Source organism: Streptomyces sp. MP131-18 (assembly GCF_001984575.1).
GTDB lineage: Bacteria > Actinomycetota > Actinomycetes > Streptomycetales > Streptomycetaceae > Streptomyces > Streptomyces johnsoniae.
In genome coordinates this window covers 5,591,165-5,617,123 of sequence record NZ_LZNS01000001.1, presented here as the reverse complement: position 1 = coordinate 5,617,123, position 25,959 = coordinate 5,591,165, and the positions used below count along the sequence as shown (strand labels likewise).

Here is a 25,959-nt window from a genome sequence, read left to right as displayed (position 1 = left end):
ACCGTGGGGGGTTTGCCGTGGGGGTTTACCGCGAGGGGCGGTGTGCCGCTCAGGCGGGCGTCAGGACCAGGCGGTAGGGCTCCAGGGCGACCTGGCACGTCGAGCTCGTCGTGAGTGGGGTACTCGTTGACGGAGACCGACAGCGGCCCGATGCCCAGTTGCTGCTCAGCGCGCGGTACTCCCTGATGGGGTGTCGGGCCCTGTCCGACGAACAGTCCGCGCCACGAGGCGACTTCCGGGGCGGTGGGTGCCTGAGCCTTTTGCGGCGGTGAGGGAGTCCCGCAAGACCCGCGTCATGTCGATATCCCAGTAAGCGAAGCCGGAGCCCACGATCGCCGTGTCCGGGTGGCCGAACGCGGACCGGCTCGCGGATGCGGGCCCAGCTGTCGTTGAAGGGGTCGGCCACGAGGATGGCGATGCCCGCGCCGGCTGCCGTGGCGTTGGCGGCGAAGACCAGGGGGCCCGGGTGGCGGCCACCGAAGGGGATTGAAGCGCCGACACGCCCGAGGGCCTGCTGTGGCAGCCTGCGATCCGGGGGAACGCCACGTACAAGTCGGCCGATTCGGCCAGTCCTCCAGCCGCTCTGATCACCGCCTTCCTGCGACGCCTGTGACGGACAGTGGGGGCCTCGGGGTGTGTGCTCATCCTGCCGAACCTCCTGTATCCGCCGGTGAGGATGAGAGCACTCGCCAGGCCGTCAAGCGAACGGGGCCCTGAACGGCATGGTGAGCTGCGTAGCTGCCTGGCATGTGACCACGACGCCTGTGCGCGCCCACCAGCCTGTGAGCGTTCCCAGAGTACGTGCGTGGTGCATGCGTGCTGTCGTCGATTCTGTCCCTCATTCTCCCTGTGAACGTGCACAGTTCGTGTTGCATCGTGAGTGTTATCGACGAAAAATGAGGCTGTCAAGGCATGCGGCCCGATGGCAGCGTTAACATGGCGGCGATTGGTCAACCCGACGCCGACAGCGGTGCGTTGCCCAAGGCGGTCGGCGACCCAGGTGGCTCTTCGCCGAGACCGGGCGGCGAACCGACGGCTGGACCGGCTTGCGGGGACGGTGCACGGTTCGCCGCCCGTCTGACCCTCAGTGACCGACAGGCGGGGGCCCGACCGAGCGCCGCCAGCGGACTCGGTGACGCCTCGATGACCCGTGCGCGGACGTTCCACCTCTTTCCGGAACCCGAAGAAACATCTCTTGACGCGGCCGAACTCCCCCGCGATACTCACTGCGCTAAAAACGTTTCAACCAGCAGGGAGGAGGCTCATCCGATACCCCGGGCTGCCGATGCGAGGGGCCCAGGCGTTCGGCAGCGGGCAGGCCCGGCGGTTCCGGAGCGCCGCTGGCGGCAACATGCCCAAGTGGCCGGCTCGGCCAGCAGCATGGGCAAGGGGCATTCCGTGCCCTCCTGAGCCTTTGTGGCTCCGGGGAACGGGCGCGCCTCCCTGGCGGCTCTCGGCAAAGAGTATGAATCGTTCCAATCGTTTTTCCCGGGAAGAGCTGCAGGGCTAGGACGCACCGACCGGAACCCGGCCGTGCTCCGCCGGTGCGGTGAGTTCGACGGTGACCCGCCGTCGACATCGCTACGGCCGGCCGAGAAGCCCGAGGGGTCGGGCCGCGCTGGGCGACGTCGGTCTACCCGACCAAGCAGTAGCCACCCTGTGGGCGAGTAAGCATGCCATGCCGCCTCGCCGACCGGGCGGGCCGTGGTCGTCGGCGAACGTCTGTCATTCGCCGGATGGCCTTGATGTCTCGCTGGAACACAGTTGTGCTCCCACTCGGGGATGCAGAGATGAGGACCAAGCAAGATGCGAAAACATCCCATCCGCACCGCACTCAGCATCATCACCGCGGTCACCGTGGCCAGCGGCGCAGTAGCACTCGGGTCGGCTGCCCCGGCCTCCGCATACTTCGGCGAGGCCGAGATCTCACCGATCGAGAGTGACATCAGTGAGAAGCCCTGGGCCGGCGTCGATGTCAGCAGCGGGGCGTCCACCGCTGACCTGGCGATCGACCAGGACGACGGGACGGCGTGGATGGCGGACGGCACATCGGCGGACCAGTGGCTGACGCTGGATCTGGGCGGCGCCTACGACAACGTCAGGAAGGTCGAAGTCGTCTTCCCGGATGCCGGGGCGGTCTACCAGTACGTCGTCGAGTCGTCCACGGACGGTGGCAGTTGGGAGGTCATCGCCGACCACTCGGCCAACCACCAGCCCGGGCGCGGATCGGTCGATCTCTTCACCCAGCCGGGAACGAGATTCGTGCGGGTGGCGTTCACGGGAGCCTCGCCGGGCGCGACACTGGGTATCAGCGAGCTCAGCGTCTACAACTACCTGCGTGACGACCTGATCCTCGGCGCCGACGCCTCCTGGGTGGACAACGATGTCGCCGAAGGACGCAATTACTGGGTGAGTCCGAATGAGGAGGACCCGGGTGCGGGTCCTCACCTCCTCGACGTGCTCCAGGACCGTGGCTTGGAATACATCCGGCTGCGCGTCTTCAACGAGCCTCGCAGCGAATCTTCGGGCGACGTGCTGCCCGTGCCTTACCAGGGCCCGGAGCGAACGCTCGAGGTCGCCGAGTGGATCAAGGCCGAGCGGGACATGGGTCTGGGAATCGACTTCCACTACGCGGACTCGTGGGCCGACCCGGCCAAGCAGCCGAAGCCGCGGGCGTGGGCCGAGCTGGAGTTCGACGACCTGACGCAGGCGGTGTACGACTACACCTACGACAACGTGGGGCAGTTGATCGAGCAGGGCACGACCCCGGACAAGGTGGCGATCGGCAACGAAATCATCAACGGTTTCATGTACGGCAGTGAGGCGGCGCTGATCGGCACCACCGATCCGCCGTACTTCCGGGACCAGCCGGAGATCTACCAGTCGCAGCCAGGCGGTGGTCTGCTCTGGGAGTACTGGGGCTCCGAAGACCCGGAGGAGCAGCGGCTCTACGAGGAGGCTTGGGACCGGTTCACGACGCTGTCCGCGGCGGGAGTCCAGGCCGTCCGCGACGTGTCGGCCGACCACGGTGAGGACATCGATGTCGAGGCGCACATCGCCACCGGCCGGGGCGACAAGGCGCTCGAGTTCTGGGACCAGTACCTGACCCGGTTGAACGCCAAGGGCGCCGACCCTGATGTTCTCGCCCATTCCTACTACCCGGAATGGCACGGGTCGCCGGATCACATCGAGGGCACCCTGAACGCGGTGGCGGCGGCGCACCCGGATTACAAGATCGACATCGCCGAGACCTCCTACCCGGCATCGGGCGGCGGCGGGGCCCCGATGCCCAACTCGACGTACCCACGAACCGTTCAGGGCCAGGCCGACGCCCTCCAGCACGTGTTCCGGATCGCCAATGACATCCCGAACAACCAGGGCGCGGGCGTGCTGGCGTGGGAGCCTGCGAGATGGCAGTCCATGTTCACCGCCGTACCGGGCATGACGCAGACCTGGGAGCCGAACGCGTCGATCGATGTCTTCAACAAGAGCCACGCGACGCACGTGGTGGAGGACACCGTGTACACGGGCGCGCAGGTCGGCGGTGAGGTGGCGCTGCCGGATTCGGTGGAGGGGATGACCATGGCCGATGGTTCGAACGAGCCGCTCCTGGTGGAATGGGACCCGGTACCGGACGGCGCCACCGACACCGCCGGCCGGGTCACGGTCCACGGCTCGACCGAGTACGGTTCGGTGACTGCGGTGATCGACGTCGTCGATACGAATGCTGCCCTCGACTGCGACCGGGTGATCACCGGCCGGCATACCGGGCCGCTGACGGTGACCGAGGGCGTGACCTGCCTGGACGGGGCGACGGTGTCGGGCCCGGTGTCGGTGCGGGCCGGCGCCTCGCTCCAGGCGGACGGTGCGGTGATCGGCGGTCCGGTGCGGGCAGACGGCGCGGCAGTGGCGGTGATCTGCGACAGCCGGATCTCCGGCCCGGTGACATTGTCCGGGACTTCGTCGGTGACCATCGGCAACCCGGTGCTGGGATGTGGTCCGAATACAATCAACGGCCCGGTGACGGTGAATCGGACGCATGGGTGGAACGTGATCGCAGGGAACACCATCAGTGGTCCACTGTCGTGCAGCGAAAACGCAGAGCCGCCGGTGAACAATGCATCGACCAACACGGTGAGCGGTCCGAAGTCGTTGCAATGCCGCGACCTTTAGCCTAGATCTTGTATGAGGGCCCGTCAGCTTGCTGACGGGCCCTTTCAGCTTGTTCGGGGCGGAGGATTCTGCGTGTGTGCGGGTTGGTGGCCCGGCTGGCGGACTACTGGGAAGGCACCAGGCCCTCAGCCCGGGACACCGCCCGCACAACGACGATGCGGGGTGGCAGCCCGGCTGCCACCCCGCGTCACCATCCCGTGCGAGCTGTCCCGTCGCTGAGGAGCGGGTTCATGAGACCGGCTCCAACCTGGGCGATCAGATCAGGTGAGACGCTCAGCCGCTGGAAACCCCTGGTGAACTGGTCCGGAGCAGATTTCTACGGTCGCCGCAGTTGCTCTGGTTCGCCTAGGCCCTGTCCGGCCGATCTTGCCGGGCCCGCGACGCCAGCTACGGCACCTCGCTGCGTTACCGAATCGCGCGAATACGGACAGGTATGAGCTGCGATCCGGCGCCTTGCGATGCACCGCATCTGACGCCGCGGGCTTATCCGACAAGATCGACAGGACAGGACCTAGATGATCTGTTCCGAGTGGTTCGTGGGTCGAGCGTGGATACCGCTCGCCCACGGTCAGGCGCTGTCCGGTGCTGCGGATACCAGTCGTGCCGCTGGTGGTAGTGGTGCTTGCTGAGGGCAGGCTTCGAACGCCTGGATCGCCAACCCAGCGAAGCGTCGGGAGGCCATGACCTGGGTGTCGGTCGATCTCATGTGGATCCCCTTGTTGGCCATGAGGATGAGAATGAGGTCGTCCAGGACGAAATCGGACCGCAGGTGCCCTGCGTCTTTGGCCCGCTGAGCCAGTCCGGCGACCGCTTTCACCGTGTACTCACGGTCCGCGACATCCGGCGCCCCTGGAAAGGCCGACATGAAGGCTTCGCTGAAACCCCGATCCCGCGCGTGCAGCTCACAGATCTTTTCGATCACCAGGCAAAGGCCACGCCACGGATCGGGATCGGCGCACGCGTCGTCGACGATGGTGCGACACGCGCGCAGCTGGTCCGCGAAGGCTTCGGTGGCCAGTACCTGCTTGGTCGGAAAGTGACGATACAAGGTGGCAGGTCCGACCCCCGCGCACCGCGCGATCTCCCGCATCGGCACGTCCAGGCCGTCGGCGGAGAACAGTGCTCGGGCCGCGTCGAGGATGCGCTCGCGGTTGTCCAGCGCGTCCGAACGCAGGGTGTGAGGCAAACGGTCGACCATGCTCTCACTTTACCTAAACGGACGGGGGCGTCCGTTAGCGTTCCGGACGTAGCAGCTCACCGAGATCATCGGGGCGCACAGCACCGGAGCCCAACCGCTACCGTGCCGTGCACCCCTCCCGCCATCGGCGGCGATCGGCGGCGGGTACTGAGCACGACCGCACTTGATCGGTCCAAGAACATGGGGACGACGTTGAAGGCAATCGCGATCCAGACGTACGGGGGTCCTGAAGGTCTGGCCGTTGTCGACCTGCCGGCTCCCGCACCTGCTGCCGGACAAGTGGTGATCGCCACCGACGCCGTGGGCGTCGGTGGAGTCGACACCGTGATCCGAAGCGGGGCCCTGGCCGCCTACGGCTTCAAGGAGGGCCACATCCCAGGCAGCGAGGTGGCGGGCACCGTGACCGCGGTCGGTGACGGCGTCGACGCCTCGTGGATCGGCGGGCGGGTGTGGGCCTTCACCGGCACCGGCGGAGGCTACGTCGAACAGGCCCTCGCACCGGTCGAAGAGATCGTTCCCCTGCCCGTGAACCTCTCCGCGGTCGATGCGGTGACACTCGGCAGTTCCGGCGTGGTGGCCCACTTCGGGCTCCGCCACGCCCACTTCGCTCCCGGGGAGACGGTCCTGGTGCGTGGCGCGGCCGGAAGCATCGGGATCATGGCCGTGCAACTCGCCGCTCACGGCGGCGCCGCCGCGGTGGCGGTCACCACCTCCTCGGCCGAGCGCGGCGAGCAGCTGCGACGCCTCGGCGCCACCCACGTGCTGGACCGCTCCGGCGGCGGAGAGGAACCAGTTCCCGCAGGGTATGACGTCATCATCGACGTGGTGGCCGGCGAGGACATGCCGTCGTTCTTCGACCGGCTCAACCCGAACGGCCGCATGGTGGCCGTGGGCGCTGTCGCAGGCCAGCCACCGGCGGACTTCGGCACGAAGATCATGGCGGCGTTCCAGAAGTCGATGTCCTTTGCCGCTTTCAGCGCAGCCACCGTCACCGGATCCGACCGGCGTGCCGTGCGGAGCGAGCAGTTCGCCGCAGCGAGCCGGGGCGAGATTGAAACAGTGGTGCATGAGGTGCTGCCACTGGACGCAGCCGTGCTGGCGCACCAGAAAATGGACGCGGGCGAGGTCTTCGGCAGGATCGTGCTGACACCGTAGTCGGAAATATCCATGCCGGGATTGCCGCGATTCCCTGCTCAGTCGAGGCGAGAGAGTCCAATGTCGGTGTGTGGAGACAGAATTGGACTTCCTGGCGACCGCGATCTACGTGAAGACCGATGATCTGCTGAAGGATTCGCCGCAGTTCGGGCCGTGGCGGCCAGCTGTTGGCATCGCGCCGCAGCTCAGCGACGCCGAGCTGGTGACCCTGACGATGATGCAGGCCATGCTCGGCTCACTTCCGAGGCGCGGTGGCTCCGGCACGCTCATGCCCACCTGCGGCACCTTTTCCCCTACCTGCCCAAGCAGCCCGGCTGCAACAAGCGCCTGCGCAAGTCCGTAGACCTCGTCCGCCACGTGGCCCACACGCCGGCCCGGGAACCACGCTGTGGAGCGACGATGTATGGGGCGTGGACTCCACGCCGGTTGAGTGCGGCCATTCCCGTGAGACCGTCAAGCGCTCCGACCTGGCCGGATGGGCAAGGTACGGGTACTGCGCCAGTCACACGCGTTACTTTGATCCCGATGACCTCACCGAGGAACTGAAGACCCTTGCCCACAGGCGAGTTCCAGAAGCCGCCCCCCGTGTCCTCCTGCCGCACCGGGATGAGAAGCGGCTCCGGCGCAACGGTGACCGCGGGCGCACCGCACTGGAAACGGCACCGGGCTCTTCACGATGCACGGAGCCGACGTCACTCCCCGCCCCGGCTGCCCGCCGGGAGAGACACCCCGTTATGCGCCGCGCATGTGGCCCCCCACTGAGCATCACGAATAGTGCAACGCACGCCACAGCCGGGTCGGGGCCTCGCGCATTTCAGCCATCCCGACCGAAAAGGCGTCCTTTCCCGGTGAGCCATCCGGCGCAGACCCTGACAAAGGAGGGAAGCACGCGGGTTGTCCGAGGGAGCCGCGATGTCCGTACCGCGCTACGTCCCCGTCCTTCCCGTCCGGCAGCACGCACGGCTGGCCTACCTGGGTGTCCGGCCGGACCTCCAGGCCGCGATGGCCCCGCTGTGGAACCTGCCGCCGTGCCCAGGTGTGCCCCCGGCGGCGCTGAACAACACTCCCTGGAAGAAGGAAGTGGATCGGGTGCGCGGAGCGCACCGCCGCCATCCTGGATGGGTCGACGCCCCGTTCGCCGAAGAGGCGCAGATACCGGCGCTGGCGGAGATCCTGTCCGAGTGCACGGGGCTCTCCGGCCTGCTCCGCCCGGTGACCGGGCCCGAGCGGAGCGCGGCCCAGCGATCCGCCGCTCTGGAGACGGCTCGCCTCCGCGGTTGCGGGGTGGGCGTCCGCGTACGCGTGCCGGGTGAGTGGAGCGGTGATACGGCCGAGGACGTCGACCGCCTTCTCGCTCACGCCGGCCCCGACGTGCCCGTCGATCTGCTGCTCGATCTGTGCGGTGTCCTTCCGGGCCGCCCGGACGCCGCCAAGGAGGCCCTGCGCGCCCTCGACGCCCTCTGGCCCCTGGCGAACTGGCGGACCGTCGCCGTTCTCGGCGGGGGATTCCCTCACGTCACGGACGACATGCTGGAGCCGGGAGCACTCCACGAAGAGCCCCGCGCCGACTGGCGGATGTGGCACGAGACACGGGCGAGTGGCCGTGACTACGTGCCGTTGCTCGCCTACGGCGACTACGGCGTCCAGCCCGTCGCCGCGCTCGCCCAGCAGCCGGCCGGCGGGGGCCCGCCCTGGGGCGTCCTGCGCTACACCATCGACAGCTGGTTCGTGCTGTGCAAGGTGTGGAACAGAGGGCCCGACCGCGCGGCGGGCATCCGTGCGGCGGCACGCCGAATCCGCGAGCTGCCCGAGTTCCGAGGGGCGGTGGCCAGCGCCGGGGAGACCTGGCTGCGGGACTGCGCCGAAGGCCCCCTCACCTCCAAGCACGGCACGGGCCAGGTCACCGACTGGCTGCGGGCCGGAAACATCCAGCACATGACGTTCGTCGTCCGATCTCTGCTCCAGCGCTGACCCGACCGCCTACCCCGCTTCAGGTCCCTACGCGAACACGGCCACACCGCTGCCCACCGATCCGCGTTGGCGACAGCCCTCCACTGATGCCACCCACCTCGTCCACGCAGCAACCCTCGACGACTCACCCTGCATGCCTCACGGAAAGCAAGCCCAATGTCGGCGTAGCCGACGGCTACCCCGTCCCGGACGAGTCGGGACCAGAACTCCCACGCGACTGTCGTCTTGCCCGCCCCAGGCGGGCCGCACACCCACAGCACGGGGATCGGACTGCCGTGCGCCGGGCCGGGGACGCGGACGGTGAGGGAGTCCATGGCCGAGATTCTGATGGCGGCCCCGGCCCGCGTCGACATGTTTTCCTCGCCGCTCCGCCCGCGGGCCCGCCGGAGAGGAGCATCGAGCCACCCCCGCCGTCGGATCGACCGTCGACCACTTGCAGGCCCTCGCACGGATGTCCCGCGCCGATCGCGCACAGGCGGGCGGCTTTGACTCACCGCCAAAGGGCCACGATCCACCCGTCGCCGACACCAGGACGAGCAGTGCCTGTCGGCCCACCGGGAGCCTGGGCCGCCGGGCCCCCGCCTCCAGACGTCAGTTTGTGCGTCTTCACGCTTTCCCTCCCATGTCATGAGGTCGCATTCGACACGAGTTCCCTCATCCGAACCAGGACGGGCATGCTCTCCCGTTCTGCACGCATCGAGATGTCACGAAACAGGTCCTTCTCGTCAGCTTTGTCGACGCTGAGCAATGCAGCGACGTCCCGAACTTGATAGTCGTAGTGCTCCCTAAGCCTGCTCCACTCGACGATCCCTTCGCCATCTGGGCTGTCAGCCAACCATTCCGCCCATACAACATCGACCTCAAGAGCCCCCATCACGGCATTACGCGCTAGTGACCGCGTCTTCTCGATATAGGCACGCATCGCGAGGACCCCCGCGGAGATCGCCTCCACAGCCAATGATCCCGCAATATCGGGAGCGTCTTCCGCATGGATCGCTTGGACGTCCAACTCGGCACCCCGGATCGCATCTTCCAGTCGGGGAATGAGTTCAGCAGCCGTCGCACCCGGCCTGGCACGCAGAACACGCCATGCGCCCACCAAACCGTCATGAACTGCCGCGGCCCGGCAGGACTGGGAGAAGATGGCCAAGGCGCTCAAGCCGGTCTACACCGCCCCCACCCAGGACGCCGCGCTGGAGCGGTTCACCGAGTTCGCCGACGCCTGGGGGAAGAAGTACCCAGCCATCGTGCGGCTGTGGGAGAACGCATGGGAGGAGTTCACGCCGTTCCTGCGGTTCGACGCGGAGATCCGCCGGATCGTGTGCACCACCAACGCGATCGAGAGCGTGAACGCCCGCATCCGCCGGGCGGTCAAGGCCCGCGGCCACTTCCCCAACGAACAGGCCGCGCTGAAGTGCGTCTACATGGCGATCATGTCGCTGGACCCCACCGGCACCGGCCGCAAGCGCTGGAAGACAGCGCTGAACGCCTTCGACATCACCTTCGACGGCCGCCTCACCGCAGCCCGTCAGTAACCTCCAACCACCCCGGATACACCACTCATTGGGACAGACCCGACCACGAGTCAAGCCGCGGACCATCCCCGCGGGCGCGGGGAGCACCGCGGCGGGAGGCGCACCGGGCGCGGCCGCCCGGGTCCGCCCCGGGCCAGCGGGGGTGTTTCCGTCGTCCATCGGGAAGGGCAGTTCCTGGGCGAGTCCCCCTGGTCAGCCGGGGTTGGGCAGGAGGGCGAGCTGTTCGAGGGCGCGGGTGACCATGTCGGTCGAGGGCCAGTGAGCCGCGAGGCGGAGATCGTTCTGCGGCCGGTGGTCACGAGCTGTCCGGCCGCGGTGAACAGGCGGAGCCGTGGTCGGCGGGGCTCCCAGAGACGGGCGGTGCCGGTCAGGGCGGGCATGGGCAGCCAGGCCTGCAGGTCGAGAGCGATCTGCACGATCTCCTGCCAGATCCGGTTCTGGCCGGTGCGGTGCAGGGGCAGGTTGCGCGGGTCGGTGGCCCCGGGCGGCGCGGATGCGGTCCTCGGCCCGGGCCCGCAGCCGGTGATGGAACTCGAGCTCGGCGATCGGCCGGCCCGAGGTGTTGGTGGCGAAGCAGGTCAGCCGCATGCCGCCGCACCGTGAGCCGCAACTGTAGGAGCCGTGGACCCGCTCGGACCAGCCGCCGTACCCCGGACACCGCACACCAGGCGCGGTGCTGCATGCCGCAACGCGTATGGTCTACGGCCTCACCTCCACCGACGTGATCGCCACGTCGGCAACGCCAGGGAACAGCAACTCCTTCAGCTCAACCGCGATCTCTCCCACGGCCCATGACCATCACCCGGACGAGCACCGAGCAGGGCTGATCTCGGGCAACCTCCGGACGGCCATCCGGCAGCCCTGAGGCTACGGACAGTGACCGACCGCAAGATCTGCGACAGAACCCAGAGCCGATCCGGTTCGGCCGCGATCACCCGGCGTAGCGTCGGCTGCCGAGCCAGGCCGACGCCATCACGGGGACGCCGAGGGCGGCGAAGATCAGGAACACGATTTGGAAGTCGGTCGCCCCCAGTAGCAGTCCACCGGCGAAGGCACCGGCCGCGTTGCCGAGGAACAGTGCGGTCGAGAACAGGGACACCGTGGCGGCGCGTGCCCCCGGGACCACCTCCGTGGCCCAGGTCTGGAGGCTGGAGTGCACGAAGGCCCAGCCGCAGCCCAGGAGTCCGCAGCCCACGAGCATGGTGGCCGCGCCCTGGCGGGCCGGGAACACGAACAGCGCGAGAGCCGCGAGCGGCCCGCCTATCGCGATGATCCGGTCGCGCGGCACGGAGGCCGCCGACAGCCGCTTCACCACGGGGGCGGTGACGAGCGTTCCCAATCCGTAGCCTGCGACGACGGCACCGGCCGACGTGGCGCTCAGCCCCTCGTCGGCCTGGAGCGCGGCAGGCACGAAGGTGAGCACCGCGAGCAGGACGAAGCCCTCGCCCAGGGCCAGCAGGAGCACGAATATCGCCCAGCGGTTCCTGACCACGGCCAGCAGCGCCGCCCGCGAACCCTGCGGGGTGAGCCCCGCAGGCTCGGGCAGCCGGGACATGAACGCGGCGAGCAGCAGCGCGCCGGCGCCGATCACGGCGAACGGCACCCGCCAGGACGTCAAGTCGGCCAGCACGCCCGCCCCGAGGGTCGCCACCGCCGCACCGACCGCCGTTCCGCGCATCAGGTCGGTCAGCGGTCCCTGCCGTTCCCGCGCCGCGACGGTGTCCCCCACGTAGACCAGCGCGCCCGGGATCACGGCAGCGAACGCGGCACCGGACGCCGCTCGGGCCGCGAGCAGCGCTTCCGGCGAACCGGCCACCGCGCAGAGGAACGCGGCGAGCGCCGCGGCGAACAGCGCCAGACGCATGATGCGGACCCGCCCGTAGCGGTCGGACAGCAGCGCCCACAGCACCTGCATCGCTCCGTAGCTCAGCAGGTGCACGGTGGCGACGACCGTCACCGAGGCGAGGGACAGGCCGAACTCATCCGCGATCATCACCAGCAGCGGCGTGATCATGACCCGGTCGAACGAGGCCGTGAACGAGCCGGCCTGGAGGATGTGCATGCCCGGTTGGCGGCTCATCGTTCCGTCACCGGTTCCGGTTCCGTCACCGGCTCTTGCTCCTGCTCCTGCTCCTGCTCCTGCTCCTGCTCCAATTCCGGTACCGGCACCCGTCTCAGCCGGCCGCGGCTCCAACCGCCGGGTTCTCGATACCCCCGGTGCGCTGCGTGATCCGCCTGGCGCAGGCCCGCACGGACGCGCCGACGTGGGCGACGTTCGTCTCGTCCAGCTCGGAGGAGAAGGCGAGCACGCAGACCGCCTTCGCCACCTGCCCCCTGGCGTCGAAGACCGGGGCCGCCACCGCACCCTGGGCAGGGTTGAACTGCCTGATACTCCTGCTGAATCCGTCCTTTCTGACCGACTCGAAGAGCAGCGCAAGCTCCTGCGGATCGACGACGGTCCGGTCGGTGAACTGCACCACGCCGTGCCGGTGCGCCAGGTGACCGAACTCCGCGCTGGGCAGCCAGGCGCAGAACGCCTGCATGAGGGCCGGGGCCGAGAAGGGGAAGTTGTCGCCGACGTCCACGGTCACCCGTACACCCTTCTGCCGCTCCGCTTTGGCGATCACCACGTAGTCGCCGGCGCCGGTGCGCTCGGCGAGGAAGGCGATGAACCCCAGCTCACCGCTGAGCGCCTGGAGTTCATGCTGGCTGATGGCGGACAGCACCTCGTCGGCCTTGCCGCTCATGCTCAGCAGCGTCGGGCCCAGCGTCCACCCGCCACGGTTGCCGACGTTCAGTACCCAGCCCGAGCGCTGGAGCGTGGCGAGAATGTTGTAGCAGGTGCTCCGATTCAGTTCGAGTTCCGTCACCAGGCGCCCGGGCGGGACCGCGGCAGGCGCTTCGGCAGCCAGCTTTTCGAGTATCCGTACCGTCGCCACCACCGCGGGGACCTCAGTCGCCATGTTCGCTCGCTCCGTATTCCGCTGAGTCATCAAAAGCCCACGACCGACCACTGTTTCCACGTCGTAGGCTGACAGTCCATCAGGTCAGCCGTCAGGACAGCGCATCACACCACTTCTCCGCGACCGACCGCAGGAACGCCGGGTCACTCTGCGACACCTCGGGGAAGCCGGCCAGCCTCTCGAACGGGCGGCAGGCGTCGATGACGGCGCGGCTGTTGAACGGTGGCGCGCCCTCCTCCAGCATCGGGTCCAGCTTGCTGCCCCAGGTCCTGTCGATCACGTCGATGTCCCTGGCGGGGTCGGTCCTGGTGGACATCGCCCACACCACCTCCTCCAGGTTCGAGGGGTCGATGTCGTCGTCGACGACCACGGCGTAGCGGTTCATGTACGCCGCGGCCGGGCCCTGTGCGGTGAGGTGCGCGACCTGACGGGCGTGCCCCGCGTACCGCTGGGTGAGGGACACCACGACGAACAGTCTGCCGCCCCCCGCCTCGTGGGCCCAAGCGGCGTTGATGCCCTGCACGCCGGCGCGCACCAACTCGTCCTGGATCATTGCGGACTTCATCGCGGTGCGCATGTACGAGTAGTCGTGCGGGGGCTTTCCGGGGGGAGCGCCCAGTTGGATGCAGTCGTTCCGGAAGTGGACGCGCGCGATGTCCAGTGCCGGCACCGGGCGGCGGCTCGCCGAGTAGTAGCCCGTCCATTCCCCGAAAGGCCCCTCGTCGCAGGCCAGATCCTGGCGCAGCCAGCCCTCCAGGGCGAACTCGCTGCCCGCCGGGATCGGCAGCCCGGTCGCGGTGCCGCGCAGCACCGGGACCCGCTCGCCGAGGATGGCCCCGGTGTAGTCGAGCTCCGAGATGCCGGCCGGCACCTCGGTGCCGCCGGTGACCAGCAGCACCGGGTCGTGCCCGAACGACACGGTGACCGGGGCGCGGCCCTCGCGTTCGAACCAGCGCGCGATGTTCTGGGCACCGTGCTTGCCCGGCACCGCGTTGATGGTGGCGGTGCGTCCGTCGTTCTGGATCTGCATGCGGTAGCACCCGCCGTTGACGGCTCCGGTCTCCGGGTCGCTGGTCACCACGAAGCAGCCGGTGCCGATGAACCGGCCGCCGTCGAGCCCGTGCCAGCGCGGAACGGGGAACGCGGTGAGGTCGACGTCGGGGCCCTCGACCGTGTTCTCGAGCAGGGGCGCGTCGTTCACTTCGAGGACCGGGAAGTCCGCGGCCCGGGCGGCCCACTGCGATGGTTTGCCGCGCAGCGCGGCGACCAGGGCAGCGTCGTCCATGCCGCTCAGGTCCGCCGGGCCGTCGGCAAGACGCAGGGTGTGGCCGAGCCGCCGGGAAGAGCCGGTGCTGCCGGTCAGCACCCGCAGCCCCTTGTCGTAGCCGGGGATCTCGTCGAACAGCAGCGCCTTCGGGCGCGGTCGGCGGTAGCTCAGTTCGGCGATGGCGCCCAGCTCCAGGTCCCAGTGGGCGCCGGATACGTGACCCAGCTCGCCGGTCTCCGCCACGCGGTCGAGCCAGGTCCGCAGGCTCAGCAGCGGCTCTGCACGGCGTTCCGCGTCGGTCATGCCGAAGCGCCTCCTTCCGGCGCCGCGAGGGTGGTCCCCGCGAGGGTGGTCCTCAGGTGGTCGACCGCCGTGGCCCAGGAACGCGGGTCGTCGTACACGCTGAGGTGCCGCGCGCCGTCCAGGACGTGCAGGCGCGACCCGGCGATGCCGGCGTGCAACTCGGCCGACATCCCCGGTGGGGTGGCGTAGTCCTCCGACCCGACGATGACGGTGGTGGGTGCCGTGATGGCGTCCAGCAGATCCCGCGCGTCGACCGCACCCAGTGCCCGGCAGGCCGCGGCGTGGGCCTCGGAGCGGGTCCGCACGAAGATGTCCGAGATCCGCCGCACGGTCTCCGGGGCACGCTCGGCCGTGCCGGGGGAGAACCAGCGGTCCACCTGGAACGGGAGTTGCTTGTCGCGGGCGACCTCGACCGCTCGGACGGCCCGCGCCTCCCAGGTCTTCACCCGGTCGTCGCCGTAGCAGGCGGTGGTGTCGATGAGGGCCAGCGAGGCGATCCGGTCCTGGTGGTTGCCGGCGAGGACCACGGCCGTGCTGCCGCCCATGGAGAGGCCGGCAAGTCCCGCCCGTTCCACGCCCAGTGCGTCCAGGACCGCCACCGCATCGGCGGCCATGTCCTCGACGGTGAACGGCTCGCCGTCCCAGGGCGTCCCGCCGTGTCCTGGCGCGTCCACCGCGAGGAAGCGGAAGCCCTCGGTCGCCTCTGCCAGGGGGCGCCACAGCTCGGCGCTGAGCGCGAGCGGGTGCAGCAGGAGAACGGGAGGCCCCGCGCCGTGGTCCAGCACTCCGATGTCGCCGCGGGCCGTGGAGACGATCACCGTGCCCTCCGCTTCTCCGCGGCGGCGAGCACCGCGCGGCGGATCTCGGCGTAGGTGCCGCAGCGGCAGATGTTGCCGTCCAGATGGCGCACCACGTCTTCCTTGTCAGGCTCCGGATTCTCGGTCAGCAGTTCGTGCGCCATCATCACGAAGCCCGGAATGCAGTAGCCGCACTGCGTTGCTCCGCACTCGACGAACGACTCGACGACCTCGTCGTCCGCGGGCAGTCCCGACGCGGTCGTGATCCGTGCCCCGTCGTACCGCTCGGCGAGCGCCAGGCAACTGCTGACGCTCACGCCGTCGACGAGCACGGTGCACGCGCCGCACGCGCCGACGCCGCAGCCTTCGCGGACGCCGGTGGCTCCGGCCTGCTCCCGGAGCACATCCAGCAGCAGCGCCGAGTCGGTGATCTCGGCGACGTAGCGGTTCCCGTCGACCACCAGGCTGATCCGGCTCACTGGTTTCCCTCCTGGCTCTCCTGCGGGCTTTGCTGCCGGCTTTCCTGCGGGCTTTCCTCGGCCCGCTTCCGCTCGATGGCGTTCAGGACCCGCTCGGCGGTGAGGGGAAGCTCGGTGAGGCGGACGCCGACGGCGTCGCGCAGGGCGTTGGCGATGGCCGGCGCGACGGCAAGGATGCCGGTCTCGCCGACCCCCTTGGCGCCGAACGGACCGGTGCGGTGCGGGCTCTCCACGATGATCGGGGTGAGCCGGTCCGGCATGTCGCCGAGCGAGGGCAACTGGTAGTCCAGCAGCGTTCCGTTGACGAACTGCCCCTGGTCGAGGACAAGTTCGTCGAACAGGGCGTGGCCGATGCCGGTGATCGCGGCACCGGAGAGCTGCTGCTCCACCAGGAAGGGGTTGATCGCCTTCCCGACGTCGCCCGACACCGCGAGGTGTTCCAGCCGGATGCGCCCGGTCCAGGTGTCGACGGCGGCGCGTACGGCGACGGCGCCGGCGAACCAGTGCTCGGTGACCTTGGCGGACTGCCCCGTGTTCCTGTCGTAGGGGACCCAGTCGGTCGTGAAGTTCGAGGCGCAGGTCAGGGTCGTGCCCCTGGCCCTGAAGTGCCGGAGGACGACGTCCTCGACCCGCAGCGGCTCGGGATGCCCGCTGCCGCTGATGCCCTCCTCGGTGAGCCGCAGCTCGCCGGCCGGCACCCCCGACTGCTCGGCCGCGAGCGCGAGCAGCCGCTCCCGCATCTGCTCCGCGACCAGCCGCACGGCGTTGCCGGTGTGGTAGGTGGAGCGGCTGCCTGCGGTGATGGTGTCGTACGGCGTGACGTCCGTGTCGGCCGGGACGACGTGCACCCGGTGGCTGTCGATCCGCAGCACCTCGGCGACGATCTGGGCCATGATGGTGTCGCTGCCCTGCCCCATCTCCACGGTGCTGATCAACAGGCTGGCGGACGCATCCTGGTTGAGCTGGAGCACGGCGTTGGAGACGGTCGGCGTGAGGACGGCCTTCACTCCCACCGCGATGCCCTGTCCCCGGCGCCAGCGCCCCTCGCCCCGCTCCGGAGGGTTCGCCCAGTCCACGGCCTCGGCCACGGCGTCGAGGCAGCCGGTGAAGTCTGCGCTGTGCATGACCGTTCCCATCGCGGCGACGTCCCCCTCCCGCAGCAGGTGACGCCTGCGGTAGGCATAGGGGTCCTCGCCGGTCCGCCGGGCCAGCTCGTCGATCAGCGACTCGTGCGACCAGGTCACCTGGGGCACTCCGAAGCCGCGGAACGGGCCTGCCGAGGGCTTGTTGCTGTAGACGCACCGCGAGCGGATGGAGACGTTGGGAATGCGATAGGGGCCGCTGGCGACCATGCCGGACTTGCCGGTGATGCGTGGGCCCACGTCGGCGTATGCACCGGTGTCGTAGATGATGTCGGCCGTGGCCGCCACCAGGTCGCCGTCGGCGTCGGCGCGCATGGCGCTCGTGACCCGCGCCCCGTGCCTGGTGGTGAGGAGGAACGCCTCCTCGCGGCTGGCCACGACGCGGACCTTCCGGCGCAGCACCCAGGCGATTGCGGCGGCCAACGGCTCAAGGCGGTCGTACATCTTGGAGCCGAAGCTGCCGCCCAGCGGCCGGGTGCGCACCTGGACGTCGCTGAGCGGCAGGCGGAGCATGTCGGCGACGGTCTGGCGCACGTAGGACGGCGTCTGGGTGGTGGTGAGCATTTCCAGCCGGTTGCCCTCGACCCAGGCGACCGTGCACGGCAGCTCCATCGGCACGTGGTGGGTCGGCGGGCACCAGAAACGCCGCTGCACGCCGGTGGCCGCCGTCTCGACCGCGTCGGTGTCGCCGCGAGCCAGCCGGAACTCGTAGTTGACGTTGGTATCGCGAACACCGTTGAGGTGCCTCAGGTCGCCGAAGACCGCCGAGGGACGCAGCTCGTCGTGGACGAACGCGCGGCCCGTCAGGGCATCGTCGACGTCGTAGACCGCTTCGAGGTCTTCGTAGTCCACGTGGACCGACTCGGTGGCGGCCCGCGCGGTGGCAAGGTCGGTGGCGATCACCGCCGCGACCGGCTCGCCGACGTACCGGACCCGGTCGTAGGCCATGGCGGGCTGGTCCTGGAACGCCGGTCCGGTGAGCACGTGCTCGCCGAGCGCCGCGTAGAGGTCGGCGCCGGTGACGACGGCCTGCACGCCGTCGATGGCCAGAGCCTCGTCCACCTCGACGCTCCGGATGCGGGCGTGCGGGCGGGTGCTGCGGTGCAGCGCGACGTGCGCGGTCGAGGTGGAGCCCGGGTCCACGTCTCCGACATGGGTAACCCGCCCCCGGACGCGGCCCGCCGGATCGACCCGCCGGCGCCGGGAGCCCACCGCGGACAGTCCCGGGGAGGCGGGCGACGTCGTGTTATCGGCAGGATTCTCGGAACTCCGCTGGTCAAGCATGGGTGCGCTCCTCACAGACGTCCGTGGCGGCCTCGCGCACCGCCACCAGGCCAAGGCGCCGCTTGTAGTCGCTCGAGCCCCGGACATCGGGAATCGGGTCCATCAGGGGCTCCGCCGCGGCCATCGCCTCTGACACGGCGCGTTCGGTCGGCATTCCGCTGACGTCCAGGGACAGGTGGACGGGGACGGGGGCCAGCGCGCCGAGCCCGAGATGCAGGGTTCGCCGGCCGTCCTCGGTGGTGAGGAGTGCCGCGGCGGAGGCGCTGGGCCAGTCGTTCGCGCTGAGGCTGCTCATCTTCACGAAGCGGCCCACGGCGTCAGTGGGCTGCGCGGGCACGGTGATCGCGGTGATCACCTCGTCGTGCTCCAGGGCGGTTTCCTGGAAACCGGTGAAGAACTCGCGCACCGCCAGGCTCCGCGGGCCGCGCACCGAGCGGGCCTCGATGGTCGCGTCCAGGACGAGCAGCGCGGTGGGCGGGTCGAGACGGTAGTCGCCGTGCGCGACGTTCCCTCCCACCGTGGCGGTGTTCCGCACGCGCGGGTTGGCCACGTGGCCGTAGGTGCGGGCCGCCAGCGGGACCGCCCGGCGGATCGCGGGGTCGGTTTCCATCCGCCGGACCGGCACCATGGCACCCGCGCGTACGCCGTCCGGGCCGGTCTCCACGGCTCGCAGCTCCGGTATCCGGCTGACGTCGACAAGGTCCTCGGTGAACAGGATGCCCTGCCTGCGGAGGATTTCGATGGCGGTGCCGCCCCCGTACACCTGGGCGTCGTCGAGCTCCGCCAGGAGCATGCACGCCTCGTCCAGGGACTCGGGGCGATGGAGCATGGTCATCGAGAACTCCGGTTGTCGCGGCGCCGAACGGTCCGCTGCCACCAGTGCGAGATCCGCTGCCACCAGCGGCGACGTGGCGCGGGGCGATCGGGCGCGGCGCGGGTGGCGGGCGCGGCGGATCGGGTGGGCCCGGCGGCCGGTTCTGCGAGCGCAGCGGGTCGGGCGGCCGACTCGGTCTCCGAGGCGTCCGACGTGTCCGAGGTGCTCGCCGTGTCCACGGCGCACGCCGCGCTGAAGCGTTCCACGAACTGCCGCTCGATCTCCACGGAACGACGGCGGACGAGGGCTTCGCCGAGCCTGCCGATCTTGCCCCACAGCGCCATCTCCATCTGGTATCCGACCAGGGAGCCGGCCGGGTCCGGCTGGACACTGAGCTTGGCGTCGATCTTGATCGAGCTGCCGAGCTTGCGGTCCTGCCCCTGGAGGAGTGCGCCGACGTGGCGCGGAGCGTCGATCGAGACGATCTTCGCCGTGAAACCCGCATTGAAGCGGACGTGGGCGATCACGTTCTCCAACCGCCCGCGATAGGTGTCGTCGTCGTCGCGCACCAGCTCGGAGCACCCCGGAATGCTGGTACGCATCACATCGGGATCGAACAGGAGCGGGAAGACCCGTTCGGGCTCTGCGGGAACAGTGAACTGCGAGGAGAGCTTCATTCGATGACCGCCAGAGGAGACATCTTGACCTGTGGGCAGGACGATACCCAGATGGTGTCAGCTCGTGTCAATGTGTTGACGGGGTCTTCTGCGGGATCTAGCCTCCGCTGAACGAGACAAGTTGTTCGTTATAGAGGTCATCGAGGGGCGGTGAGGATTCCGGTCGGCCGGCCCCCAGCCGGTGTGGCCCGCGTGTCCTGACCCCGCCTCGTGAACGATGGAGTTCAGCATGCTCACCAGCCGAATCACCGGCACCCTCGCCGTATTGACCATGGCCGTCCCCCTCGCCGCATGTGCGGGCGCACCCGACGGCGGTGGAGACGCGGGCGGCGATGGCAACACGGTGCGGATAGCGCACAATACGAACGCCGCGAACTTGCCCGTCCGCATCGCCGACGAGCAGGGCTTCTTCGAAGACGAAGGAATCGAAGTCGAGTTCACCGCAGTGGAGAACATCTCGACGCTGCCGCCCGCCCTGGGCCGGTCGTTCGAGATCGTGCAGACCGCACCCACCAACATGATCGCCGCGAGCGGGCAGGGCATTCCGATGGTGGCGGTCTGCGGCGCCACCGTCGATCGGGAGCAGAATCCGACTGCCGCGGTCATCGGCTCCCAGTCCGCCGGGATCACCGCCATCGAGGATCTGGAGGGGAAGACCCTCGGCGTGCTGAACGAGACGGGTACCCTCCACACCGCGACCAAGTTCTGGCTCCAGCAGGCCGATGTACCACTCGACAGTGTGGACATCGTCCAGGTGGACGGGCCGGCCATGGCCGACCAGCTGTCCGCCGGGCGCGTCGACGCCGTCGAGACCATCGAACCGTTCCGCAGCATCGCGCTCGCCGAGGAAGACACCGTGGACCTGGGCGATCCCTACCTCCAGATGGCGCCCGAGATCGGCGCGGTCCTCTGGGGCGCGGAACGGGACTGGGCCGAGGAGAACGCGGAGACGGTCGAGGGCTTCCGGTCAGCGATCGAAGCGGCGATCCAGTTCATCCAGGAGGACCGGGAGACGGCGGAGACCGTCCTCCAGGACTACACCGGCCTCTCGGACGAGATCATCGCCCAGACCGAACTGCCCTCTTACACCTCCGAGCTGCGTCCAGAAGATCTTGGAGTGTGGCTCGAAGTCATGCGGGAGGTCGAGGACTTCAGCGGCGATGTCGAACTCGCCGACCTCATCCCGGCGGAAGGCTGAATCCCCTGACGCGCCGACTGTTGATCCATACCCCAACTCCCGGCGGTGCTCGGGCGCGCGCCCTCGGGCGAGAAGAGCAGTCCCGATGAAGGAGTCGAGTGACGATGCCCGTGCACGCTGACCAAAAAAGTGCAGCCGTACCCAGTTTCACCTGCGAAAACCTTCAGGTCACCCTTGTCGGAGCGGCCGGCGCCAACGTCATCCTCGATGGCATTGACCTCACCGTGGCGCGGGGAGAGTTCGTCTCGGTTCTCGGCCCGTCCGGCTCGGGCAAGACCACCCTGCTGCGGGTGCTCGGCGGCCTCCAGGAGAAGTCGGGCGGCACCGTCCGCAGCGCCGATGCCCCGGTGGAGGGCCCGCCCGCCGACGTGGTCACCGTCTTCCAGGACTACTCCCACTCCCTGCTCCCGTGGCGTTCTGTGCGGCGCAACGTCGCCCTGGGGATCGAGAGCAAGCTGACCAAGCCGGAGTGTGCGGAGCGGGTCGCCGAGGCGCTGACCATGGTCGGCCTCCAGGAGAGTGCCGACGAATACCCGTGGCGGCTCTCCGGCGGGATGCAGCAACGCGTGCAGATCGCCCGGGCGCTGGCCATGCGCCCCTCGGTGCTGCTGATGGACGAGCCCTTCGGCGCGCTGGACGCCATGACCAAGGCGTCGCTTCAGGACCAGCTGCAGCGGGTCCAGGAACTGACCGGCACGACGGTGGTGTTCGTGACGCACGACATCGAGGAGGCCGTCTACCTCAGCCACCGGGTCCTGGTCCTGGAGGGCCGACCGGCCCACGTCGGACTCGATCTGGCGATCGGCCTGCCGAGCCCGCGCGACCAGATCACCACCAAGGAGTCCCCCGAGTACCTGGCGCTGCGGCACCGGGTCTACGAGGCGATGGGGCACGGGAAACGTCATGCGTGAACTGATGGCACGCAGGGTCAACCTGCTCGGCGCGGCGACGATCGCCGCCGCCCTGCTGCTCTGGGAAGCGGCGATCCACGTCGGCCTGCTGACGTTCACCTACCTGCCGCCCCCCTCCGACATCGCGAACGGATTCTCCGAGTTGCTGTCCACGGGGGAGCTCCAGGAGAACCTGTGGCACACGCTCAGCGCGGCCGTGTCCGGATGGCTGATGGCGGCCGTCATCGGGGTGAGCGCGGGCGCGCTGCTCGGCCTCTTCCGGCCGCTTTGGCGTTACTCCATGGCAAGCGTCGAAGCCCTCAGGGCACTGCCGGTCGTGGCCTTCGTGCCGATCGCGGTGCTGCTGTACGGCTTCACGAAGGAAATGGAGATCGTGGTGGCGTGTTACGCCGCGGTGTGGCCGATCCTGCTGAACACCTTCGCGGGCATGCGCGGTCTGGACACCCGCCTGCGGGAAGTCGGTCATGTGCTGGGCCTCGGCCGGGCCGCCGCCTTCTGGAAGCTCCAGCTCCCGGCGGCGACCCCTGCCATCATGGTGGGGCTGCGGCTCGGCCTTTCGATCTCCGTGGTCCTCACCCTGGTCGCGGAGATGGTGGGCAACCCGGCCGGTCTCGGCTTCGCCCTCGTCCAGGCGGGCCAGGCGCTCCAGCCGGAGCAGATGTTCGCCTATGTGGTGGTCATCGGCGTCTCGGGCATCGTCCTCAACACCGTCCTGATGGCCATTGCCCGGGGCGTGTTCCGCGGACAGATGGCGGCGGCGGGTGATGCGGCATGAGCGCCATGGCCACCCCCGATAAGACGAGCACCGCCGCCACGGCACCCGCGACGCCCGGGCGCGGCCCCGGCCGCCGCCGGAACGGACACTCCGGAACCCCGGTCCGCGGACTGCTCCCGCTGATCGCCCTGCTGGGTCTCTGGCAACTGGCGGGCAGCCCCGACTCCCCCTACTACCCGCCGCCGAGCGAATGGTTCGCCGCCACCCGCCCGCTGGTGGAGAACGGCACGCTGCTGCCCGCGCTCGGCTGGTCCGCCCTCACGTTCCTCCTCGGCCTCATCATCGCCACGTTCCTGGGCGCGAGCCTGGGAATCCTCGTCGGCGCGAGCCGCGTGGCCGACCGCGCGCTCGGCCCGGGGCTCGAGTTCCTGCGCGTCCTGCCCGCCGCGTCCCTGGTGCCGGTGGCGGCTCTCATTCTCGGCTACACCATGGAGATGAAGCTCGCCATCGTGGTGCTTCCCGCCACGTGGCCGATCCTGCTGACCTGCCGCTCTGCGCGGCGTTCCCTGAGTCCCGTCCTGCTCGACGTCCCCCGCACCCTGGGACTCTCCCGGAAGGAGCGGCTGACGAAGGTGGTGCTCCCGGCCATGACCCGACCGGTGCTCCTCGGCATCCGGGTGTCCGCGCCGCTGGCGCTCATCATCGCCCTGCTGGTGGAGATCGTCACGCGCATCAACGGACTCGGCGCCCTGCTGGGCGCAGCGCAGGCGAACTTCGAGTCGGCGCAGGTGTACGGGTTGCTGCTGATCGCGGGAGTCCTGGGCTATGCCGTGAACTGGCTGGTCACCCTGCTCGAAGACGTGGTCTCCGCACGGATGGGGACCGCGACCGGCTGACCGGCCGGCCCACGGGCCGACCGGCCGACCGGGTCGACAGCCCCTCCGGCAGCACACCTCCAGACCTCACACCTCACACTCTCAGGCAGCGAAGGAGCCACCAGATGCCAAGGAGAAACAATGCCGCGGTAGCGGCGGCGGCAGCCGCCGCCGGTCTGCTGGCCGTCCAGCTCGGCGCTTGCGCCCCCGGTGGTTCGGAGGGCACGGGCGGCGGGGGCGGCGGTGACACGATCCGGATCGCCCACAATTCCAACGCCGGTGTCCTGTCCGCCCGGGTCGCGGACGAGCAGGGATTCTTCGAAGAGCAGGGTGTCGAGGTGGAGTTCACGCAGGTCGAGAACGTTGAAACGCTCCCGCCCGCCCTCGGCAGCTCCTTCGACGTGGTCCTCTCGACCCCGACGCTCCTCCTCAGCGGATCAGCGCAGGGCCTGGACATCGTGGAGGCGGCGGGTACATCCGTCGAGGTACCGGACAACCCCACGGCCGCGGTCATCGGCTCGGAGGGCACCGGTGTCCAAAGCGCGGAGGACCTGGCCGGGAAGACGATCGGGGTACTCAACGAGACCGGCACCCTGCGCCTGGCCACCCAGTACTGGCTCGACCAGGCCGGAGTTCCCCTCGACAGCATCGGCACCGTCCAAGTCGACCCGCCGGCCGGCAAGGACCAGTTGATGGCCGGCCGCGTCGACGCGGTGGAGACCGTGACCCCGTTCATCGACGACATCCTGGCCGAGGAGGAGGCCGGGGTGGTGGCGTATCCCCACCTCGAAATGGCGCAGGAGATCGGGCTGATCCTCTGGGCGACCAGTGGACAGTGGGCGCAGGACAACCCGGAGGCGCTGGAGGGCTTCCGGTCCGGCCTGGAGCAGGCGGTGGAGTGGATCGGGAATCCGGCGAACGAGCAGGACGCGCGGGACAGCCTGCGGGACTTCACCGGCCTGCCGGACGAGGTGGTCGACTCGCTCACGCTCCCCGTCTACTCCGCTGACCCGCGACCCCAGGACCACGAGATCTGGCTCGCGGCCATGCAGGACTACGCCGGCTTCCGTGGCGACGTCGACCTGGACGAGCTCGTCGCCGGGGAGTAGTGACCGGCGGGTCGCGGGAGTCGTACCGACGGGCTGGGCGAGGGGCGCGCGTGAAGGAGGAAGCATGCTGGACATAGCCGCGGACCTGCACCGGTGGTGCGCGGAGGGACGTGACTTCGCCGTCGCCACCATCACGGCCGTCGGGGGCAGCGCCCCCAGGCAGCCGGGCGCCGCCCTCGCGGTCGATGCGGAGGGCACGGCGGTGGGCAGCGTCTCCAGCGGCTGCGTCGAGGCGGCGGTGTATGAACTGTGCGTGCGCTCCCTCGCCACCGGGTCCACCCTGGTGGAGCGCTTCGCGGCCATCGGCGGGGCCACCGGAGGGGCCGCAGGCGAGGACCCGTTCGCCGTCGGCCTCACGTGTGGCGGCACGATCGACGTCCTGGTCACCCCGGTACGGACGAAGCCCGAAGCCCGGCAGGGCGCGCCGGAACGTTCCACCGTCGAAGCGGCCCTGGCCGCGGCCACCTCCGGCCGTCCCGCCGCCCTCGCCCGCGTCGTCGAGGGCCCGGACCACCTGGTGGGGCGGGCGTTGCACGTGCGGGGCGACGGTTCTCGCGAGGGAACGCTCGGCTCGGCCGCGCTGGACCGGGCCGCCGCCCGGCAGGCGACGGTATTCGTACACGGCGGACGTACGGGAACCCTCTGCCTGGGCACCGAGGGGGGCCCGGGGTGCGGCGAACCCGTCAGTCTGTTCGTCGAGACCAGCCTGCCGCCACCCCGGATGCTCGTCTTCGGCGCGGTCGACTTCGCCGCCGCCCTCGCTCGCGCAGGCCGGTTCCTCGGCTACCGGGTCACGGTGTGCGACGTGCGGCCGGTCTTCACCACGGCGGCCCGCTTCCCCGAGGCCGACGAGGTGATCACCGAGTGGCCGCACCGGTACCTCGACGCCCAGCGGCTCGATGCGCGCACGGCGATCTGCGTGCTCACCCACGACGCACGGTTCGACATCCCGCTGCTGCGGCGGGCGTTGCGCCTGCCGGTGGCCTACGTCGGCGCGATGGGGTCGCACCGAACGCACCTGGCCCGGGTCGAGGAACTGCGCGCGGTCGGCGTCACCGGCGCCGAACTGGCCAGGCTGCGTTCGCCGATCGGCCTGGACCTGGGGGGACGGACCCCGGAGGAGACGGCCCTGTCGATCGTCGCGGAGATCGTCGCCCTCCGGAACGGGGGCTCCGGCGTGCCGCTGACCGGCGGCGGGATGGCCATCCACCACGACCACACCACCCTGCCGTCCGGGCCAGGGTACGCCGGTGTCCGCACAGCATGATCCGGGATATCTCCGTTAATTCCCGGCAATGTTAACCCTGGACTTGATCCAGAATGCGGAACTCCGTGTCGAGTCGAGCAGAGCCAGGTGGGTGCGAAGGTCAAATGAGGTGCGGTTATGCAGTGC

The 25,959-nt window shown here is 69.5% G+C and carries 19 protein-coding genes and 3 pseudogenes; 11 read left to right on the top strand and 11 right to left on the bottom strand.

Annotated features, from left to right (window positions below):
- The first annotated feature begins 1,806 nt into the window (after window positions 1–1,806).
- Window positions 1,807–4,173, top strand: coding sequence for a glycosyl hydrolase 53 family protein (locus STBA_RS25335; RefSeq protein WP_077061433.1), 2,367 nt, complete (start codon window positions 1,807–1,809; stop codon window positions 4,171–4,173).
- Window positions 4,174–4,741: 568 nt separating this feature from the next.
- On the opposite strand, the gene STBA_RS25330 is transcribed toward STBA_RS25335, so the two are convergent.
- Window positions 4,742–5,371 (bottom strand): TetR/AcrR family transcriptional regulator, encoded by a 630-nt coding sequence (locus tag STBA_RS25330; RefSeq protein WP_077061432.1) that lies wholly within the window; start codon window positions 5,369–5,371, stop codon window positions 4,742–4,744.
- A gap of 192 nt (window positions 5,372–5,563) precedes the next feature.
- Here STBA_RS25330 and STBA_RS25325 point away from each other — a divergent pair, with 192 nt between their 5' ends.
- From STBA_RS25325 to STBA_RS25315, 3 genes and pseudogenes are all read left to right on the top strand, one after another.
- Window positions 5,564–6,526 carry a zinc-binding dehydrogenase gene (locus tag STBA_RS25325; RefSeq protein WP_077063582.1) on the top strand — a complete coding sequence of 321 codons (963 nt, stop codon included), beginning with the start codon at window positions 5,564–5,566 and terminating at the stop codon, window positions 6,524–6,526.
- Between the two features lie 70 nt (window positions 6,527–6,596).
- Window positions 6,597–7,044 (top strand): annotated as a pseudogene (locus tag STBA_RS25320) (IS982 family transposase); the annotation flags it as partial.
- 394 nt (window positions 7,045–7,438) lie between these two features.
- Window positions 7,439–8,497 carry a beta family protein gene (locus STBA_RS25315; protein WP_077061431.1) on the top strand — a complete coding sequence of 353 codons (1,059 nt, stop codon included), beginning with the start codon at window positions 7,439–7,441 and terminating at the stop codon, window positions 8,495–8,497.
- A gap of 625 nt (window positions 8,498–9,122) precedes the next feature.
- Here the strand turns inward: STBA_RS25315 and STBA_RS37300 are convergent.
- The gene (locus STBA_RS37300; RefSeq protein WP_143659571.1) at window positions 9,123–9,647 is read right to left on the bottom strand and encodes a hypothetical protein; all 525 of its coding nucleotides are present in this window, start codon (window positions 9,645–9,647) and stop codon (window positions 9,123–9,125) included.
- Here STBA_RS37300 and STBA_RS25305 point away from each other — a divergent pair.
- Window positions 9,616–10,032 (top strand): annotated as a pseudogene (locus tag STBA_RS25305) (transposase); the annotation flags it as partial. The gene STBA_RS37300 and the pseudogene STBA_RS25305 sit on opposite strands and share 32 nt — an antisense overlap.
- Window positions 10,033–10,224: 192 nt before the next feature.
- On the opposite strand, the pseudogene STBA_RS25300 reads toward STBA_RS25305, so the two are convergent.
- The 9 genes and pseudogenes from STBA_RS25300 to STBA_RS25260 all read right to left on the bottom strand — a co-directional run.
- Window positions 10,225–10,623, bottom strand: a pseudogene (locus tag STBA_RS25300) (transposase); the annotation flags it as partial.
- A gap of 340 nt (window positions 10,624–10,963) precedes the next feature.
- Window positions 10,964–12,112 carry an MFS transporter gene (locus STBA_RS25295; protein WP_077061429.1) on the bottom strand — a complete coding sequence of 383 codons (1,149 nt, stop codon included), beginning with the start codon at window positions 12,110–12,112 and terminating at the stop codon, window positions 10,964–10,966.
- A 94-nt stretch (window positions 12,113–12,206) separates the two neighbouring features.
- Entirely contained in the window at window positions 12,207–12,995 is a 789-nt protein-coding gene (locus STBA_RS25290) for an IclR family transcriptional regulator (RefSeq protein ID WP_077061428.1), read from the bottom strand.
- Window positions 12,996–13,086: 91 nt separating this feature from the next.
- A complete protein-coding gene (locus STBA_RS25285) occupies window positions 13,087–14,565 on the bottom strand; it encodes a UbiD family decarboxylase (RefSeq protein WP_077061427.1) in 1,479 nt (492 codons plus the stop codon).
- The gene (locus STBA_RS25280) at window positions 14,562–15,383 is read right to left on the bottom strand and encodes an alpha/beta hydrolase (RefSeq protein WP_077061426.1); all 822 of its coding nucleotides are present in this window, start codon (window positions 15,381–15,383) and stop codon (window positions 14,562–14,564) included. Before STBA_RS25280 ends, STBA_RS25285 begins: the two co-directional genes overlap by 4 nt.
- Window positions 15,380–15,841, bottom strand: a complete 462-nt coding sequence (locus tag STBA_RS25275) for a (2Fe-2S)-binding protein (protein ID WP_077061425.1) — start codon at window positions 15,839–15,841, stop codon at window positions 15,380–15,382. Before STBA_RS25275 ends, STBA_RS25280 begins: the two co-directional genes overlap by 4 nt.
- Window positions 15,838–18,126: a xanthine dehydrogenase family protein molybdopterin-binding subunit gene (locus STBA_RS25270; RefSeq protein ID WP_216355968.1), complete on the bottom strand. Its 2,289-nt coding sequence runs from the start codon at window positions 18,124–18,126 to the stop codon at window positions 15,838–15,840. Before STBA_RS25270 ends, STBA_RS25275 begins: the two co-directional genes overlap by 4 nt.
- A 133-nt stretch (window positions 18,127–18,259) precedes the next feature.
- Window positions 18,260–19,102 carry an FAD binding domain-containing protein gene (locus STBA_RS25265; RefSeq protein ID WP_216355967.1) on the bottom strand — a complete coding sequence of 281 codons (843 nt, stop codon included), beginning with the start codon at window positions 19,100–19,102 and terminating at the stop codon, window positions 18,260–18,262.
- Window positions 19,099–19,758, bottom strand: a complete 660-nt coding sequence (locus STBA_RS25260; protein ID WP_077061423.1) for an SRPBCC domain-containing protein — start codon at window positions 19,756–19,758, stop codon at window positions 19,099–19,101. The genes STBA_RS25265 and STBA_RS25260 overlap by 4 nt, the downstream gene beginning before the upstream one ends.
- Window positions 19,759–19,987: 229 nt before the next feature.
- Between STBA_RS25260 and STBA_RS25255 the strand changes: the two genes are divergently transcribed.
- From STBA_RS25255 to STBA_RS25230, 6 genes are all read left to right on the top strand, one after another.
- Complete coding sequence (locus STBA_RS25255) at window positions 19,988–20,956, top strand: ABC transporter substrate-binding protein (protein ID WP_171987787.1); 969 nt, start codon at window positions 19,988–19,990, stop codon at window positions 20,954–20,956.
- A 104-nt stretch (window positions 20,957–21,060) separates the two neighbouring features.
- Window positions 21,061–21,867, top strand: a complete 807-nt coding sequence (locus STBA_RS25250; protein ID WP_077061421.1) for an ABC transporter ATP-binding protein — start codon at window positions 21,061–21,063, stop codon at window positions 21,865–21,867.
- Complete coding sequence (locus STBA_RS25245) at window positions 21,860–22,642, top strand: ABC transporter permease (protein WP_079252155.1); 783 nt, start codon at window positions 21,860–21,862, stop codon at window positions 22,640–22,642. Before STBA_RS25250 ends, STBA_RS25245 begins: the two co-directional genes overlap by 8 nt.
- A gap of 5 nt (window positions 22,643–22,647) precedes the next feature.
- Window positions 22,648–23,478, top strand: a complete 831-nt coding sequence (locus tag STBA_RS25240) for an ABC transporter permease subunit (protein ID WP_077061420.1) — start codon at window positions 22,648–22,650, stop codon at window positions 23,476–23,478.
- Window positions 23,479–23,582: 104 nt separating this feature from the next.
- Window positions 23,583–24,566: an ABC transporter substrate-binding protein gene (locus STBA_RS25235; protein ID WP_077061419.1), complete on the top strand. Its 984-nt coding sequence runs from the start codon at window positions 23,583–23,585 to the stop codon at window positions 24,564–24,566.
- A gap of 64 nt (window positions 24,567–24,630) precedes the next feature.
- Entirely contained in the window at window positions 24,631–25,833 is a 1,203-nt protein-coding gene (locus STBA_RS25230) for an XdhC/CoxI family protein (RefSeq protein ID WP_077061418.1), read from the top strand.
- The last annotated feature ends 126 nt before the right edge of the window (window positions 25,834–25,959 follow it).